Source organism: uncultured Rhodococcus sp., assembly GCF_963525155.1.
GTDB lineage: Bacteria > Actinomycetota > Actinomycetes > Mycobacteriales > Mycobacteriaceae > Rhodococcus_F > Rhodococcus_F qingshengii.
Map to the genome: position 1 here is coordinate 1 of NZ_CAURKP010000059.1, position 15,210 is coordinate 15,210.

The window sequence follows — 15,210 nt, forward strand, 5'->3', positions numbered from 1 at the left end:
GGCGGTGGGGGTGAAGGGTCGGCGGACAAGGTGAGGTACCCGATCAGGCCGGCGAAGATAGTCGATGCGGCTGCGAGGTACCAGATCTTGTCGATACGGCGAACTTTGGCGACGGCGTTGCGCAGCGTTGCTTTCTGCAGATCGCGGACCAGCAGATCGAGCTGTCCGAGCGTGGTCGCGGTCATGGCCGCAGCCGTCCGGTTCGCGTGCTCGTCGACCGTGATCTGGCCGTCGGACAGAGCCGTATCGAGAACGGCGCAGGTATCGGAACGGTCGACGTCGCGCGCACGGGTGCGCGTAGAGGTAGTAGTCGGGGACCCACTCACCGGCTCACCCTAGCTCCCGTACGGGTAGGAACGAGAGATCTCGCCCCACGGCGTGACCTCGATGCGTCCTTGGTGGCCGAGTCCGTTCTCTGCATAGATCGCGATCTCCGGGACGCCGTAGTTCGCGTTGAGGATCACGGCGGTGATCGTCGCGTCCGGCACTTTGATGAATTCGCCGATGTTTTCCATGAACGGCGTGAGTTTGTCGATCTGGATGGAGCCGAGGTCGAACGTCGGCTGATCGCTTCTGCGAGGGGTGTTGTTCGGCTCGATCTGGAATCCACCCCAGAAGCTGATGCGCTGGGTCTGAGCCGGTGCACCGGGTGCTGCGCGTTGGACCGAGGAATGCTTCTCGTGGAAGCTCGCGCCGTCGACGAACATGTCGCCGAACTCTTCTCGATACCTCTCGATAAATGCGCCGATACCCTCGGGAGTCAAAGTGTCGATGTGTGCGATCAGGATCGGTTCGACGGTCGGCTCCGTCACCAGGGTTGTGGTCGGCAACGGTGGCGCGAGGGAAGTAGTGCTGGCATAACTGGCGGTGATGTCTTCCGAAGGCGTCAATGGTGAGCGACTCCAGGCCACCGCGGCGACGGCGCCGACGACGATCAGAGCAGCGCCGCCGATGTACACGGCCTTGCGCGTCACCGACGTCCGAGGCGCCGTTGTGGTATCGATCTTCGGCACCTGCAGATCGTTGACCAGGCGCGCGAGCTCGAGCAGGGTTTTCGCGGACCTCGCCTTTTCGGTCCGTTCGAAGTAGTCCTCCGCGCTCAACTGCCCTTCGGCGTACGCGGCGTCCAACACATTGCACGTTTCGACGCGATCAAGATCACGAGCACGCGTCATCGGAGAACGAGAAGACTTCACAGGAAGTGATCGTAATGGCTGGTCGCCATGCCCCCAGCCCCCGAAATGTGTTCATCGTGACCCTCCCGAACCGTCCGTCGCGGCACGGACGCACGTACGCTGGTCAGGTGCGGATACAGCGGCAAGTTGTGGACTACGCGCTCGCGCGTCGGTCTGTGCTGGCCGAAGTGTCTGCGGGTCGGACCGACGTCAAGCAGGTGTGTGACGCCGATCCGTACCTACTCAGAGCCGCGAAGTTCCACGGCCGGGGCAGCGACGTCGTCTGCCCCATTTGCCGCAAGGAACAGTTGACGCTCGTGTCCTGGGTGTTCGGCGACAAGCTCGGTCAGGTTTCGGGATCGGCCCGAACCTCGGACGAGCTCGCTCGGCTTGCGGAAACAGCAGAGGAGTTCACGGTGCACGTTGTAGAGGTGTGCCGTACCTGCAGTTGGAACCACTTGGTGCAGTCCTATGTGCTCGGCGCAGTACCTGCGCCGCCGCGACCGCGGCGAGCACGCCCACCAAGCCGGCGCACCGCCAGCGAGTAACGCCACACCCGAAGAAGGGCCCGATCGAAGTCTGCACGTGATCGGTCCGTGACCACTGGAGATTTGATTCGTGAGTTCCCCCAGCAACAACAACCCGGGCGGCAACAACCCGGGTGGCCGTCCCGTCGGTCCCAACCGCCCCGCCGGACCTCCTCAGGGTCGTCCGCCGCAGGGACGTCCCATGGGCCCACCACCGCAGGGACGCCCTCCGATGGGTCCGCCCCCTCAGGGTCGTCCGCCGCAAGGTCGTCCGATGGGACCCCCGCCCCAGGGGCGTCCGCCGCAAGCCCGACCTGCTGGCCCGCCTCCTCAGGGCCGCCCCGCCGGTCCCCCTCCTCAGGGTCGTCCGCCGCAAGGCCGACCTGCCGGCCCGCCGCCTCGAGATCGCGCCGTAGGCGCTCAGGCGAACGAACCGACCCAGCGCGTCGCGGCAGCAGCAGCGACCACCCGTAGCAACGCGGGCACCCGCCCGCCGGTCGGACCTCCACCGACGAAGCCACCGACAGGTGGCTCCGGTGGCGGTGGCAACGACGGACAACCCCCGAAGGGAAGAAAGAGCACCGTGAAGAAGAAGTCCAAGTGGCGCACAGTTCGCCGCTCGGCCTACGTCTTGGTGGCGCTCGGTCTTGTTCTGCCCGTCCTTGCCTTCATGGCGGCGTACATCGTGCAGGACGTCCCCAAGCCCGGCGACCTCAAGACCAATCAGGTGGCGACGGTCTTTGCCGCCGACGGCACCACGGTGATCAGCACTGTCGTCCCGCCAGATGGCAACCGCGTCGAGGTCTCGCTCGATCAGGTACCGCCGCACGTTCGCAACGCTGTTCTGGCCGCAGAGGACCGCGATTTCTACTCGAACCCGGGCTTCTCGATCTCCGGTTTCGCACGCGCGGCCCGAGACAACGTCCTCGGTCGCGACAGCGCCGGTGGTGGCTCGACCATCACGCAGCAGTACGTCAAGAAGGCGCTTGTCGGCTCGGAGCGTTCGCTGACGCGAAAGATGAAGGAACTCGTCATCTCCTCGAAGATGGCCAACGAGTGGTCCAAGGACGACATCCTCGCCGCGTATCTGAACACCATTTACTTCGGTCGCGGCGCATACGGCATCGGCGCAGCATCCAAGGCTTACTTCGGTAAGCCCGTCGACCAGCTGTCCATCGAAGAAGGCGCCGTCCTGGCGTCGTCGATCCAGCTTCCGTCGCTCCTCGATCCCGAGACCAACCCGACCGGCGCGAAGTCCCGTTGGGATTACGTGCTCGACGGCATGGTGTCCGCCGGCACGCTGGATCAGGCCGCGCGCACGCCGATGCAGTACCCCGCCTACATCCCGCTCGCCCAGGTCGACAACAGCAGCCAGGGCTCGACCGGACCCGAAGGCCTGATCAAGCGTCAGGTGCTCAAGGAGATCGGCGACGCTGGAATCAGCGAGCAGTTGCTCAACACCGAGGGCTTGCAGATCACCACGACCATCGACCCGCAGGCTCAGGCCGCAGCGGTCGAGGCAGCCCGTTCCAACATGGAGGGTGAGCCGGAGAATCTGCGTACCGCAGTTGTCTCGGTCGATCCGAAGACCGGAGCCGTCAAGGCGTACTACGGCGGTGAGGACGGCGCGGGATACGACTTCGCGAATGCCGGACTTCAGACTGGTTCCTCGTTCAAGGTGTTCGGCCTCGCAGCCGCCCTGGATCAGGGAATCCCGCTCTCGCAGATGTACGACAGCTCACCGCTGACCGTCAACGGCATCTCCATCGGCAACGTCGAAGGTGAAAGCTGCGGCACCTGCACCATCGCAGAGGCGCTCAAGCGTTCGCTGAACACCAGCTTCTACCGTCAGATGCTCAGCCTCGACGGCAACGGCCCGCAGGAAATCGCGGACATCGCTCACAAGGCAGGCATCCCGAAGGACATCCCGGGCGTCGGCCCGTCGCTCACCGAGGCTGACGGTTCCGGCCCCAACAACGGCATCGTGCTCGGCCAGTACCAGGCCCGCGTGCTCGACATGGCGTCGTCGTACGCGACACTCGCCGCGTCCGGTACGTATCACGCACCGCACTTCGTGCAGAAGGTCGTCGCGGCCGACGGCACCGTGCTGCTGGACCGCGGCGCGCCCGCCGGTGAAGACCGCATCGACGCTGCCGTGGCGGACAACGTGACGGCTGCGATGCAGCCGATCGCGGCGTACTCGCGCGGCCACAACCTGGCCGGCGGACGTCTGTCGGCGTCGAAGACAGGTACTGCGCAGCTCGGTGACACCGGAGCCAACAAGGACGCGTGGATGGTCGGCTACACGCCGTCTCTCTCGACCGCGGTCTGGGTCGGAACTCCCGACGGTGAAGCGATCACCAATTCCGGTGGCGCGATGATCTACGGCTCGGGTCTGCCTTCGGACATCTGGAAGGACACGATGGACGGCGCCCTCGAGGGCACCGACAACGAGAAGTTCCCGACGCCGGGCAAGATCAACGGTCAAGCCGGTGGTGTTCCGGAGTACACGGCTCCCGCACCGCCCAAGACGTCGGCGCCGCCGACCACCGCACCGACGACGACGGAAACCACTCCGCCGCCCGTGGTGACAACGACGCAGGTCGAGGTTCTGCCGGGCATCACGATCCCGATTCCGGGCATCTCCCGGCCGACGACAACCACGCCACAGGTACCAGGGGCAGGCGAGACCACCGAGGAAGAACCGGCAGGTGTGAGCCCCGGCCAGTAGTTGGAGGGTGGTCGGTTCGAAAGACGGTAACCTCGCGGAGTGGCCGCGAATGCTGATGATGCCGAACCGACCTCCCCCGCTCCGCTGGCCGAAGATCTTCGTTCGGCGGATTGGCGGGACGTTCCCAGTCGCAACGACGCGATGGTGTCTGCGCTGTCGGGAACCGTCGGCGGTCCGGTAGGTCGTCACGCACTGATCGGGCGCACTCGCTTCTTCACACCGATGCGAGTGATCCTTCTGCTCGCCGTGGTGTTCTTGGCTTTCGGCTGGTTCGCCAAGGCGGGCTGTATTCAGCAGGCGCCGGTCGGCGAGAGCGGGCAGGTCGGCCTCGACTGGAGTGGCAGCCGTCAGTACGTGGCGATGTGTTACTCCGATACCGTTCCGCTGTACGGAGCCGAGCGCCTCGATCAGGGAGCATTCCCGTACAAGACGTCGTGGGAAGAAGTACGCGGCGACGGTTCGATCCAGATGCGGTACATGGAGTATCCGGTCATCTCGGGGCTCTACCAGTACGGCGCAATGAAAGTCGCGAAGGCGTGGGATTCGATCACCTGGCTGCCGGGCGCGATTCAGGTGGCGCTCTATTTCAACGTCGTGGCGTTCGGGTTGGCGTTGGCGTGGCTGGTCACCGTGTGGGCGAGCACCCTGCTGGCCGGACGACGAGTGTGGGATGGCGCTCTGATCGCGTGCTCCCCTTTGGTGATCGTGCACGTGTTCACGAACTTCGATCCTCTGGCGACGGCGTTCGCGGCGGGTGGGTTGTTGGCGTGGGCACGCAAGCGGCCCGTGCTCGCGGGAATCCTGCTCGGCCTGGGCGGCGCCGCAAAGCTCTACCCGCTGCTCCTACTGGGACCGCTCTTGGTCTTGTGTCTGCGCGCGGGCAAGACGAGGGACTGGCTGGTGACCGCTCTCAGCGCGGTCGCGGCATGGCTTGCGGTGAACCTGCCCATTGCCGCGCTGTACCCCCATGGTTGGTACGAATTCTTCCGGCTCAACTCCGAACGCGGGGCCGATCCGGATTCGCTCTACAACGTGATCGCGTCGTTCACGTCGTGGAAGGGCCTCGACGGTCCTCTCGCACAGGGTGAGTCGCCGTCGAATCTCAACGCCGTCTCTCTGCTTTTGTTCGTGGCCGTCTGCATCGGTGTCGGATACGTCGCCCTGACGGCGCAGCGTCGTCCGCGAGTTGCGCAGCTGTGCTTCCTGTTGGTGGCGGGCTTCCTGCTCACGAACAAGGTGTGGAGCCCGCAGTATTCTCTGTGGCTGGTGCCGCTGGCCGTGTTGGCCTTGCCGCACCGCAGACTCCTGCTCGCGTGGATGACCATCGACGCCCTGGTCTGGGTTCCACGAATGATGTATTACCTCGGTGTGTCCAACAAGGGGCTGCCCGAGCAGTGGTTCACCGGAACCGTCGTGATCCGGGACATCGCGGTACTCGTTCTATGCGCGCTGGTGCTCCGGCAGATCTACCGGCCGTCGGAGGATCTCGTGCGGTACGGGTTCATCGACGATCCGGCGGGCGGTGTTCTCGATCAAGCACCGGACAAACAACCTGCCTGGCTACCCGGTTGGCTGAAGCCGTCCAAGGCGAAGGAACCGGAACCCGTCACGGTCTGAGGTCACCACTCGTCGAGGGTGGTGTACCCGTCCTGGACCGCGCGGGCAAACAATGCTGCCTTCGTGGGAGCCGGCCGCCCGACGTCGCTGTACTTCGTGCGGATCCGAGTGATGTGTGTGTTGACGGTGCAGACGCGTAGGCCGAGTGTCTCGGCGACCTCGGACTTGGAATCCGAACGTAGCCAGGCAAGAAGTACTTCGATCTCGCGGACGCTCAGCTTCGGCTTGTGCTTGCCGTGCTTGGGGTTGCCGACTCGGGACACGTTTGCCTCGATCTTCGGAGAAATGCCGATTGAAGACATGCGAGTAGCGCCTTTCGACGGAGGGGATGGGCGTCGACTGCCGTATTTGCAGAAGGGCTGCTGGATCAGGGTGCGACTGAGACGAGTATTTCGATCGAGGTGTCTCAGTGGAACGGGCGCAACTCTCTCGATACAGAGTCCATACAACGGACAAATCCCCTACCTGCTCCGATAGAGTGCGTCGCTATGAACTCGAAGGCGGAAGCCGGTACGCACAATCAGGTCGATCCCGCCCGGATCGAGTCGCGTGGGCAGTTTGCTGAGACGCTCACTGCACTGCGGAACGCAGCCGGACTGACGGTCCGCGAAGCCGTCGAGCGTTCGGGTGGTTTGCACGGAACCGTCAGCGGATGGTTTGCCGGCCAACACCTGCCGACGCCGGCGAGTACCCCGATGTTTTTTGCGCTCCTCGAGGCCTGCGGCGTCGATTCCGAGGATGAGCGGCAGCGCTGGATCAGTGCGGTGCAACGAGTGAGACAGCTGACGGCCAGACGACGCGGCGACGCCACCGTTCCGTATCGAGGTCTCGAGTCGTTCCGGCAGGAGGATGCCGAGTGGTTCTTCGGTCGCGACGAACTCACTGCCAACTTGGTCGAGCGGGTGGCGTCGGCGATACGAGGTGTCGGCCGCCGTCAGTTCATGGTGATCGGTGCCTCCGGATCGGGTAAGTCGTCGTTGCTGCGGGCCGGGCTCGCCCCCAAGATCGCCGGGGACGATCCACGGTTCGACGGTTGGCGGGTGGAAACCCTGCAGCCGGGTACGGGAGGAATCCCGTCGTCGATTTCCGACGAACCAACGGTCTTGATCCTCGACCAGTTCGAGGAACTGTGGACGCAGTGCGATGGTGATCGGCGCGAGGAAATACTGCAGACACTCGCGGAACTCGGTGAGAACACCATCGCCGTCATCGGAATGCGCGCCGACTTCTACGGGCTCGCGGCGGAGGAACCGCTTTTGGTGCCGCTGCTCGACGATTCGCCGATGGTGGTCGGGCCGCTGACCGACGAACAATTGCGCGAGGTGATCGTCGAGCCGGCGGTCAAGGCCGGGATGACCGTGCAGAGCGAATTGGTTCAGGTTCTGGTCTCCGAGCTGACACCACGCGGCTCGCGCACGGCGAGCGACCCCGGAGCTTTGCCCTTGCTGTCACACGCACTGTTGGGGACCTGGCAACGGTCGACGCGTAAAACTCTGACCGTCTCGGATTACTACGCCACCGACGGGATCGCCGGAGCTGTCCAGCAAAGCGCGGAGGAAGTGTACGGCGAGCTCACAGAGAGGCAGCAGCAGTTGGCGCGCAGGATCTTCCTGCGATTGGTCAACGTCGACGAAGTGACGCAGACGCGTCGGCGGGCACCGCGCACCGAACTTTTCCTCGGTGACGACGTCGACGACGTGAATACCGTCATCGACCGGTTCGCCTTACGCCGCCTTCTCACCGTCGACGAGGAGACCGTCGAGGTTTCGCACGAGGTCTTGCTGTCCGCGTGGAGTCGGCTTCGCGATTGGATCGACTCGGACCGCGCCGGTCTGGCGGTGCATCGCCGGTTCACCTACGCGGCGCAGGTGTGGGAAGACAGTGGACGCGACCCCGGCGCGCTGCTCGGACCCGCACGTCTTCATCTGACGGAAGAATGGCTGCGTTCGGGCGAACTCGGGCTCCCACTGGAACCGAGTCGGACCCGCGCCGCCGACCTCAATGCCACCGAGCGGGAGTACCTCGCCGCGAGCATCGAGCATCGTGATCAGCAGGAATTTGCCGATCGCCGACGTACACGCGTGCTACGACGGCTCGTGACTGCGCTGGCAGCCGCGTCGGTGATCGCTCTGGTGTTGGCGGTGGTTGCCACCGTCGCCGGTATCGGCGCCAATCGTCAACGTGTCCAAGCAGATACTGCGCGCGACGAGGCGATGTCGCGTCAGGTGGCCACCGAGTCGATCAGGATGCGTGAGCGGGATCCGTCGCTGGCGTCGCAGCTTGCTCTGGCGGCATTTGCGGTCAACGAAACGACCGAAGCCCGCTCGGCATTGCTGGATGCGTCGGGCGTTCATTCGGCTACTCGCATCATCGGACCGCCCGGCGCGATGAAGGCCCGGATCAACCCAGCTGGAACTGTTGTGGCGGTGGGTGGTTCGGACGGAAAAGTCAGGCTTTATCCGATGGTGGACGGTGTGGCCTCAGCCGTTCCGCAGGCGGAGTTCCTCGGAGTCTCGGAGGGCACGGCCCTCTTTGCCGTCGCCTACAGCCCGGACGGACGGCTCCTTGCGACCGGTGGTGCGGGCGGCGCTGCACTGTGGGATGTGTCGGACCCGAGGAATCCGGTCCGTGGAACACTTCCCGTCGACGGTGAACGCGTAGTGCAGGACATGGAGTTCAGCCCGGACGGAACCAAGCTGGTCGCCGGTACCTCGACGCCCGACGTCCTGCGATGGAACATCGACACTTCCACGAATGCCGTTGCTTTGCCTGCTCTTCCGCATCCAGCTGACGGCATTGTCACCGCGACGTTCAGCCCCGACGGACGTTTCCTCGTGGCGGGCGGGCGTCAAGCGACTCTGCGCGTGTGGGACGTCGCGAAGTGGGGTGAGGAATCGGCGCCGATCTTCGCGACCGAGCCCAACGGCACCACCGTCCACTACCTCGGCGTTGCCTTCAGCCCGGACGGACGTGAGCTTGCGGCGGGAACCACTGGCAGGGAGGTGGTTCGGTGGGACATGAGCGATCCGGCGCGCCCCACTCCCCTGCAGGCACTGACGGGATTTTCCAGCTACGTCAACGAACTGAACTACGGCAAAGACGGAACACGTCTTGCCGCAGGAAGTTCCGACAACTCCGTGCGCGTGTGGGACCCCCGAACCGGGGCATTGATCGAGACACTTCCGGACAGTGGGGCGGTGACCACCGTCGACTACAGCGATGACGGCCGCAATCTGGTCACCGGGGGACTCAACGGTGTGACTCGCGTGTGGGCTCTTCCGGGTCCGGTCTGGGCGGGAGCTCGGGACACGATCTTCACCAGTCCCTTTGCCGCGGACGGCTCGCGTCTGGTGGCCGGCGTCGGTGCAAGGGGTGGTGCGATGTTGGCGTGGAACACCGAGGATCTCGATCGCCCCGCGATGATGCCGGAGTTGAAACCGCAAGGGGCCGACTCTTTCAGCGGTGCGTCGGCGGTGTCGGCAGACGGGAACCTGGCTGTGAGCGGCACCGGCGGCGGCGGTGCCTATCTTTGGGACCTGAGTGATCCGGCGTCGCCACGTATCTACGGCGAGCCTGCGGTATATGTGAAGGGCATCGTGGCGGTTGTCGCGCTGAATCCCGCCGGAGATCTGCTGGCGGTGTCCTCGCAGGACGACAACAGTATTGCGTTGGTCGACGTTTCCGACCCGTCGGCTCCGAAACTGTTGTCGTTGACCGATGTCGGCTCCTACCCGCAGATGATGGCCTTTCAGCCAGGTACCGACATCTTGGCGATCGCGAACGCCAAGAACGAAGTGGATCTGTGGGACGTGTCGAACGCAGCGTCGCCCCGGGTGGCCGCGACGGTGGGTGGATTCGAAAGCTACGCATTAGCAGTGTCTTTCAGCGCCGACGGAGCGCTGTTGGCCGCCGGAAGTGCGGATCACGGTGTCGCCGTGTGGGACGTACGCACACCGTCGGCACCCGAGGAACTCGCTCGTCTCGTCGGCCCCGAGGGCGCAATCTATTCGATCTCGTTCAACCGCGCCGGTGATCGGCTCGCTGCCGGTGTCGGCGACGGAACCGTCTGGCTCTGGGACATCGAGACGCCCTCGCGGTCAACACGATTTGCGACGCTGTCCGCCTACCCGGGTCGCGTCAACGACGCTCAGTTCGCCGGCGAGAGTGACATGATCGCGGGTAGCGGGTCGGACAAGACCGTTCGCTTGTGGGGAATCGACCCCGACGGCGTCGTTGATCGATTGTGCCGCACCGCAGGATCTCCCATCACGGAAGCCGAATGGGAGCGGTACCTGCCCGGTGTTCCCTACCAGGATCCGTGTGCCGGCTGACGCGCTTCAGTTCATCCAGAACTCGAGCGCCGCTTCCCGACCCAGCTCGCCTCCGCTGCCGGTGATCACCAGTCCGGCGGAGGTGAGCTTGTACGTCACGTCCTTGTTGGTGACGGTGAATCCGTTGCCCGTGGGCGTCGGATCGTCGAGTTCGATGGTGGCGCCGTCGCTCAGCCGTTGACCCTTGTAGTAGTAACGCCCGACTCCGGTTTCGCAGATGACGATTCGTGATCCGGTCGTGACGGCGATGGCGACGGCAGGATTGGTGGAGTTGCAACTGGGGCCGCCGGAGATGAAGCCCTGACGGTTGGTGCCCGAGACGGTCGGCGCTGGTCCGATCGAGGTTGTGACGCGTGGGGGCGTCGTCGTTTTCGGCGCTGTGGTGGGTGCACTCGGCGCCCGAGTCGTGGTCGTGGAGTACGAGTACGGCGTCGTATAGGTGAGACTCCGCGAACTCGCTTCATTGGCGGCGTTGCCGAAAGCGGCGGCGAGCAGCCCGAAGAACGCGATCCACACGATCACGGCCAAGATGCCGAGTGCGGTGAAGATGTAGCCGATGATCAGTCCGGCAAGGGCGAGTCCGTCGCCTTCTTCGCCGGTCCGTTTGATCTGGCCGCGAGCGATGTGCCCGAAGACGATCCCCAACGGCGCGATGAGGAACGCGAAGACGAGGGCGAGCACCGCGAGTGTGTTCGTCGGCCGCCTGCCGTACGGATCGGGCTGCCCGTACGGAGACGGTTGCCAATTCTGATTGCCCTGGTACCCGTACCCACCCTGATCGCTCATGAGGTGAATCTTGGCATGGACTTGGCCGAAGAGTGCAGGTGATCGCTAGTTTCGGGTACGTGTCTCGAGCTGAGGTGCGATGGTCGGCCAATCGTCGTCGGTCATCGCGAACAGCGCTGTTGTACGCCAACTGCCATCGGCGCGGCGTCGGTGCTTGCGCAGCAGGCCCTCGAACTGAGCGCCGAGCTTTGCGATCGCGGCCCTGGACTGTTCGTTGAACTCGTCCGTGTGCCACTCGACGCGTACGGCTTCGAGCTGGTCGAAGGCGTGACGAAGCAGGAGCAGCTTCGATTCGGGATTGATCCCGGTTCCCTGAACCGATCGCGACAACCACGTGTATCCGATTGCAAGACTGCGGTTTACCGGGTCGATCTGGTACATGGACGTGGTGCCGACCACGGCGTTCGTCGCGATGTTCACCTGCGCGAAGGCGATCCGATTAGGGTCGTCGGTTGCTGCAGCGATGTACTTCTGTGCCTGTTCCCGATCGGTGATGGGCAATGCGGTCCAACGAAAGATCGCCGGGTCGTCGGCAGCAGCGAGCAGAGCGTCGGTGTGCGCGACGCCCAGGGGTTCGAGTCGGACACGATCACCGGTCAGCGTCGGTGATTCGAACCATGATGCAGTCATCAGGCGTGCTCCCGTGAGTGAGTCGGAAGGTTGTTGTCGGAGTTCGCAATCTGATCGGTCCCACCGGCAAGCGGATACCGCAACGGGACTCGCAGGAACAAGAAGAAGAACACGGCGAGCAGGATGACGTGGCCCCACACACTCGCCTGGACGACGGCTTCGTACTTGCTCGGATCGAGATTCATGTCCAGTTGGTAGAAGTACCGGAAGATGCCGATACCCAACGCTGCGTCGGCGATCAGATAGGCGACGATCCAGAACCACCGGATCTTGAACAGTACGAGGAAAGGCAGGATCCACAGTGTGTACTGCGGTGAATTGACCTTGTGCAGCAACACGAATCCGCACAGCATCGCGGCACTGACTGCAATCCAGGGAAAGTAGCCGTCGCGGACGTAGCGGCGCCAACCCAGATACATCGCGAGCGCGAACGACAACAGGATCATCACCGGAGACAGGATGCTCACCAGTGCGTCGTAGTCGGCGTTGAGTTCGCGAACTCCGAAACCGTATAAGGGGCGCAAACCCCAGAACCACACCGAGTTGGTGGTGATGTCCGCGCTTCGCTTCTCCTGGAAGCTGAACGACGCGCGCCAGCCTTCGTAGGAAATGAGGGCGAACGGCAGGTTGACGAGGACGACGGTGACGATCGCCGCGCCCGCCGTCATCAGCGCCCCACGAACGTCGTAGCGCTTGCCTTCGGTGCCGCGTAGAAGCACGTAGGCCATGAGCGGTAGCACGAACATTCCCGGGTACAGCTTCAAACAGAAACCGATCGCCAGGATGACGGCCGCCAGAACCGCGCGAGTTCGCAGCGGGATCCGCTCGAACGTCATCAGGAAGATCGCGCCGACGCTGGTGGCCACCACCGGGAGCTCCCAGTTGTGGAATGCGTACAGAACCAGGGGCGGAGTCGCCGACCACACGAGCGCGTACGCGCCGCTCATCTTGCCGAGCATCCACGCCGTGAGCAGTCCGAAAGGAGCCAGGATCAGGGCCGAGTGCAGAAGGAAATCGGTGTCGGTGTGTGAGCCGATACCGCCCAGCCACATCAGAATTCCGCTGAGCACCGGGTATTCGACGGTTCCGCCGGTCAGGAATCCTTCGGGCGTTATCCCTCCGGTGACGAAGGGGAACAGATGCTGATCGATACCTCGTCCGAGCCAGAGCAACTGAATGTCGGAGTAGCAGACGTCGATGTTCTTGTTGACGTCGAAGTTCAGGCTTCGTCCGTCGGGCGCGAACGGTGCACCGCCGCATCTGGCCTTGTTGAAATAGCCCAGCGCCATCGTCAGCCCGCACAATCCGACGACCAACGCCAGGATCGACGCCGGGGTCTTGCGGTCTGTTCGCATGATTCTCACCCTAGGGGGCGCAGTGGCTCGCGGGGTGATGCGTCTGCGCCACGCGTCGCGCATCGACCTGGCGGTCTTCCCGGAGGGCCGGGACGATTTCCCTGGTCAAGGCCCCTCGTGTAACCTACGAGGGTTGCTGACGCAACGACCCTCCTGCCACGGATAGTCCGTGGCCGTTTTCACTTAGTCCACAGGAGGTGATGAGGTCTTATGCGTCATTACGAATTGATGGTCATCCTTGACCCCAGCCTGGACGAGCGCACTGTCGCTCCTTCACTGGATACGTTCCTCAATGTTGTGCGCCAGCACGGCGGCACGATCGACAAGGTCGATGTCTGGGGTAAGCGTCGTCTCGCCTACGAGATCCTGAAGCATGCTGAAGGTATCTACGCGGTGATCGACATCAACGCCACTCCCGCCACCGTCGCTGAGCTCGATCGTCAGCTCGGTCTGAACGAGTCGGTTCTGCGCACGAAGGTTCTGCGCCACAACAAGTAATTACTGTCGGTAGCGAGCTCTACTCTCGCGCCCAACGGTCTTACATCAATGCAGGAGGAACCACATGGCTGGCGACACCATCATCACCGTCATCGGAAACCTGACGGCTGATCCTGAACTTCGTTTCACCCCGGCGGGTGCCGCGGTTGCAAACTTCACGGTTGCTTCCACGCCCCGCACCTTCGACCGTAATTCCAATGAATGGAAAGACGGCGATGCGCTGTTCATGCGTTGCAACATCTGGCGCGAAGCAGCCGAGAACGTCGCGGAGAGCTTGACCCGTGGTTCACGAGTAATCGTGAGCGGCCGGCTCAAGCAGCGTTCGTACGAAACTCGCGAGGGCGAAAAGCGAACTGTCGTCGAGCTCGAAGTCGATGAAATCGGTCCTTCACTGAAGTACGCCACGGCAAAGGTCAACAAGGCCAACCGTGGTGGCGGCGGTGGAGGCGGCAACTTCGGCGGTTCCTCCGGCGGATCGGGTGGCGGACGTCCGAGCGCTGCACCTTCGGGTGGAGACGATCCTTGGGGCAGTGCGCCTCAGGCTTCGGGCTCCTTCGGTGGTGCGGGCAGCGACGAACCGCCCTTCTGATCCGTACCTGATCAGGAACATCCAGAAAAGAGCAAAGACATGCCGAAGCCGCCCTTGCGCGACAAGGTTATGAAGAAGAAGGTCTGCACCTTCTGCAAAGAGAAGAACACGCAGATCAACTACAAGGACACGACGTTGCTTCGTAAGTACGTCAGCGATCGCGGAAAGATCCGTGCTCGCCGTGTCACCGGCAATTGCGTCCAGCACCAGCGCGACGTTGCCATTGCCGTCAAGAACTCACGTGAGGTAGCACTGCTGCCTTACGCCACCGTGGCTCGCTAAGGAAAGGGAGGAAAGAACATGAAGCTCATCCTCACCGCTGACGTGGACAACCTCGGTGCGCCTGGCGACACCGTGGAGGTCAAGGACGGCTACGGCCGTAACTACCTGCTCCCCCGCGGACTGGCAATCGTCGCCACCCGTGGCGCCGAGAAGCAGGTCGAGGGCATCCGTCGTGCACAGGAAGCGCGCGCTGTGCGCGGCCTGGATCACGCCAAGGAGCTCAAGGCAGCTATCGAGGGCCTCGAGTCCGTAACGCTGACGGTCAAGACCGCCGGTGGCTCGGGCAAGCTCTTCGGTTCGGTTACCGTCGCTGACGTCGCTGCTGCGATCAAGGCTGCCGGTGGACCGGTTGTCGACAAGCGCTCCATCGTGTTGCCGAAGGCTCACATCAAGAACACGGGCAAGCACGCCGTGGTCGTGAACCTGCACCCCGATGTGGTTGCCAAGTTCAACCTGAACGTCGTCGGCGCATAGTCGACTGTTCGTCTCGTCGGGCCCCGCACACTTCGGTGTGTGGGGCCCGACGTTTTGTTTCGGGGTGCGGTGTGCCGCCTGGCAGCGTCCCGAATCGGACCTGGGGATAACTCTCACACTGTGATGTTCGACTTGGTGATCAGTGACGAATCGGGCGAGGCAACACGCCCGACACGCCGACGCGCCGACTGTGGAAAAACTATTTTCATCAACAG

At 63.6% G+C, this 15,210-nt stretch carries 14 protein-coding genes; 8 read left to right on the forward strand and 6 right to left on the reverse strand.

The genetic code is table 11. The features are described from left to right. Together RWT78_RS14225 and RWT78_RS14230 are read right to left on the reverse strand one after the other, a co-directional pair. On the reverse strand, window positions 1–326 hold a 326-nt coding region (locus tag RWT78_RS14225; protein WP_314676338.1), incomplete at its 3' end, for a DUF1707 domain-containing protein. A 9-nt stretch (window positions 327–335) separates the two neighbouring features. Next, window positions 336–1,175 (reverse strand): DUF1707 domain-containing protein, encoded by an 840-nt coding sequence (locus RWT78_RS14230; protein WP_211921777.1) that lies wholly within the window; start codon window positions 1,173–1,175, stop codon window positions 336–338. 128 nt (window positions 1,176–1,303) lie between these two features. Between RWT78_RS14230 and RWT78_RS14235 the strand changes: the two genes are divergently transcribed. The 3 genes from RWT78_RS14235 (at window position 1,304) to RWT78_RS14245 (ending at window position 6,050) form a co-directional block, all read left to right on the forward strand. After that, window positions 1,304–1,723: a DUF5318 family protein gene (locus RWT78_RS14235; RefSeq protein WP_042448217.1), complete on the forward strand. Its 420-nt coding sequence runs from the start codon at window positions 1,304–1,306 to the stop codon at window positions 1,721–1,723. A 562-nt stretch (window positions 1,724–2,285) separates the two neighbouring features. Beyond that, window positions 2,286–4,433 carry a transglycosylase domain-containing protein gene (locus RWT78_RS14240; protein WP_007735524.1) on the forward strand — a complete coding sequence of 716 codons (2,148 nt, stop codon included), beginning with the start codon at window positions 2,286–2,288 and terminating at the stop codon, window positions 4,431–4,433. A gap of 39 nt (window positions 4,434–4,472) precedes the next feature. Next, a complete protein-coding gene (locus RWT78_RS14245; protein WP_030537124.1) occupies window positions 4,473–6,050 on the forward strand; it encodes a glycosyltransferase family 87 protein in 1,578 nt (525 codons plus the stop codon). Window positions 6,051–6,052: 2 nt separating this feature from the next. On the opposite strand, the gene RWT78_RS14250 is transcribed toward RWT78_RS14245, so the two are convergent. Further along, on the reverse strand, window positions 6,053–6,352 hold the full coding sequence (locus tag RWT78_RS14250; RefSeq protein WP_003941253.1) for a LuxR C-terminal-related transcriptional regulator: 300 nt from the start codon (window positions 6,350–6,352) through the stop codon (window positions 6,053–6,055). A 186-nt stretch (window positions 6,353–6,538) separates the two neighbouring features. On the opposite strand from RWT78_RS14250, the gene RWT78_RS14255 reads away from it, so the two are divergent. After that, on the forward strand, window positions 6,539–10,381 hold the full coding sequence (locus tag RWT78_RS14255) for a helix-turn-helix domain-containing protein (RefSeq protein ID WP_314676347.1): 3,843 nt from the start codon (window positions 6,539–6,541) through the stop codon (window positions 10,379–10,381). 6 nt (window positions 10,382–10,387) lie between these two features. On the opposite strand, the gene RWT78_RS14260 is transcribed toward RWT78_RS14255, so the two are convergent. The 3 genes from RWT78_RS14260 to RWT78_RS14270 are packed head-to-tail and all read right to left on the reverse strand — an operon-like array spanning window position 10,388 to window position 13,152. After that, on the reverse strand, window positions 10,388–11,167 hold the full coding sequence (locus RWT78_RS14260; RefSeq protein WP_050656539.1) for a DUF4190 domain-containing protein: 780 nt from the start codon (window positions 11,165–11,167) through the stop codon (window positions 10,388–10,390). 45 nt (window positions 11,168–11,212) lie between these two features. Beyond that, window positions 11,213–11,797 carry a GNAT family protein gene (locus RWT78_RS14265; RefSeq protein WP_314676350.1) on the reverse strand — a complete coding sequence of 195 codons (585 nt, stop codon included), beginning with the start codon at window positions 11,795–11,797 and terminating at the stop codon, window positions 11,213–11,215. Continuing rightward, entirely contained in the window at window positions 11,797–13,152 is a 1,356-nt protein-coding gene (locus tag RWT78_RS14270) for a hypothetical protein (protein ID WP_314676352.1), read from the reverse strand. The genes RWT78_RS14265 and RWT78_RS14270 overlap by 1 nt, the downstream gene beginning before the upstream one ends. 210 nt (window positions 13,153–13,362) lie before the next feature. Here RWT78_RS14270 and rpsF point away from each other — a divergent pair, with 210 nt between their 5' ends. The 4 genes from rpsF to rplI all read left to right on the forward strand — a co-directional run bounded on the left by rpsF (window position 13,363) and on the right by rplI (window position 14,995). After that, window positions 13,363–13,650, forward strand: a complete 288-nt coding sequence (gene rpsF, locus RWT78_RS14275) for a 30S ribosomal protein S6 (protein WP_003941237.1) — start codon at window positions 13,363–13,365, stop codon at window positions 13,648–13,650. A gap of 64 nt (window positions 13,651–13,714) precedes the next feature. After that, window positions 13,715–14,239 carry a single-stranded DNA-binding protein gene (locus RWT78_RS14280; RefSeq protein ID WP_003941248.1) on the forward strand — a complete coding sequence of 175 codons (525 nt, stop codon included), beginning with the start codon at window positions 13,715–13,717 and terminating at the stop codon, window positions 14,237–14,239. 39 nt (window positions 14,240–14,278) lie between these two features. Further along, window positions 14,279–14,521, forward strand: coding sequence for a 30S ribosomal protein S18 (gene rpsR, locus RWT78_RS14285; RefSeq protein ID WP_003941245.1), 243 nt, complete (start codon window positions 14,279–14,281; stop codon window positions 14,519–14,521). 18 nt (window positions 14,522–14,539) lie between these two features. After that, window positions 14,540–14,995 carry a 50S ribosomal protein L9 gene (rplI, locus tag RWT78_RS14290; RefSeq protein ID WP_007735531.1) on the forward strand — a complete coding sequence of 152 codons (456 nt, stop codon included), beginning with the start codon at window positions 14,540–14,542 and terminating at the stop codon, window positions 14,993–14,995. Window positions 14,996–15,210: the final 215 nt, after the last annotated feature.

What these genes read in the sequence shown, in the direction of transcription:
- RWT78_RS14230 (WP_211921777.1), bottom strand. Translation starts at nt 1,175, where the DNA reads ATGACGCGTGCTCGTGATCTTGATCGCGTCGAAACGTGCAATGTGTTG.
- RWT78_RS14250 (WP_003941253.1), bottom strand. Translation starts at nt 6,352, where the DNA reads ATGTCTTCAATCGGCATTTCTCCGAAGATCGAGGCAAACGTGTCCCGA.
- RWT78_RS14255 (WP_314676347.1), top strand. Translation starts at nt 6,539, where the DNA reads ATGAACTCGAAGGCGGAAGCCGGTACGCACAATCAGGTCGATCCCGCC.
- RWT78_RS14260 (WP_050656539.1), bottom strand. Translation starts at nt 11,167, where the DNA reads ATGAGCGATCAGGGTGGGTACGGGTACCAGGGCAATCAGAATTGGCAA.
- RWT78_RS14265 (WP_314676350.1), bottom strand. Translation starts at nt 11,797, where the DNA reads ATGACTGCATCATGGTTCGAATCACCGACGCTGACCGGTGATCGTGTC.
- RWT78_RS14270 (WP_314676352.1), bottom strand. Translation starts at nt 13,152, where the DNA reads ATGCGAACAGACCGCAAGACCCCGGCGTCGATCCTGGCGTTGGTCGTC.
- rpsF (WP_003941237.1), top strand. Translation starts at nt 13,363, where the DNA reads ATGCGTCATTACGAATTGATGGTCATCCTTGACCCCAGCCTGGACGAG.
- RWT78_RS14280 (WP_003941248.1), top strand. Translation starts at nt 13,715, where the DNA reads ATGGCTGGCGACACCATCATCACCGTCATCGGAAACCTGACGGCTGAT.
- rpsR (WP_003941245.1), top strand. Translation starts at nt 14,279, where the DNA reads ATGCCGAAGCCGCCCTTGCGCGACAAGGTTATGAAGAAGAAGGTCTGC.
- rplI (WP_007735531.1), top strand. Translation starts at nt 14,540, where the DNA reads ATGAAGCTCATCCTCACCGCTGACGTGGACAACCTCGGTGCGCCTGGC.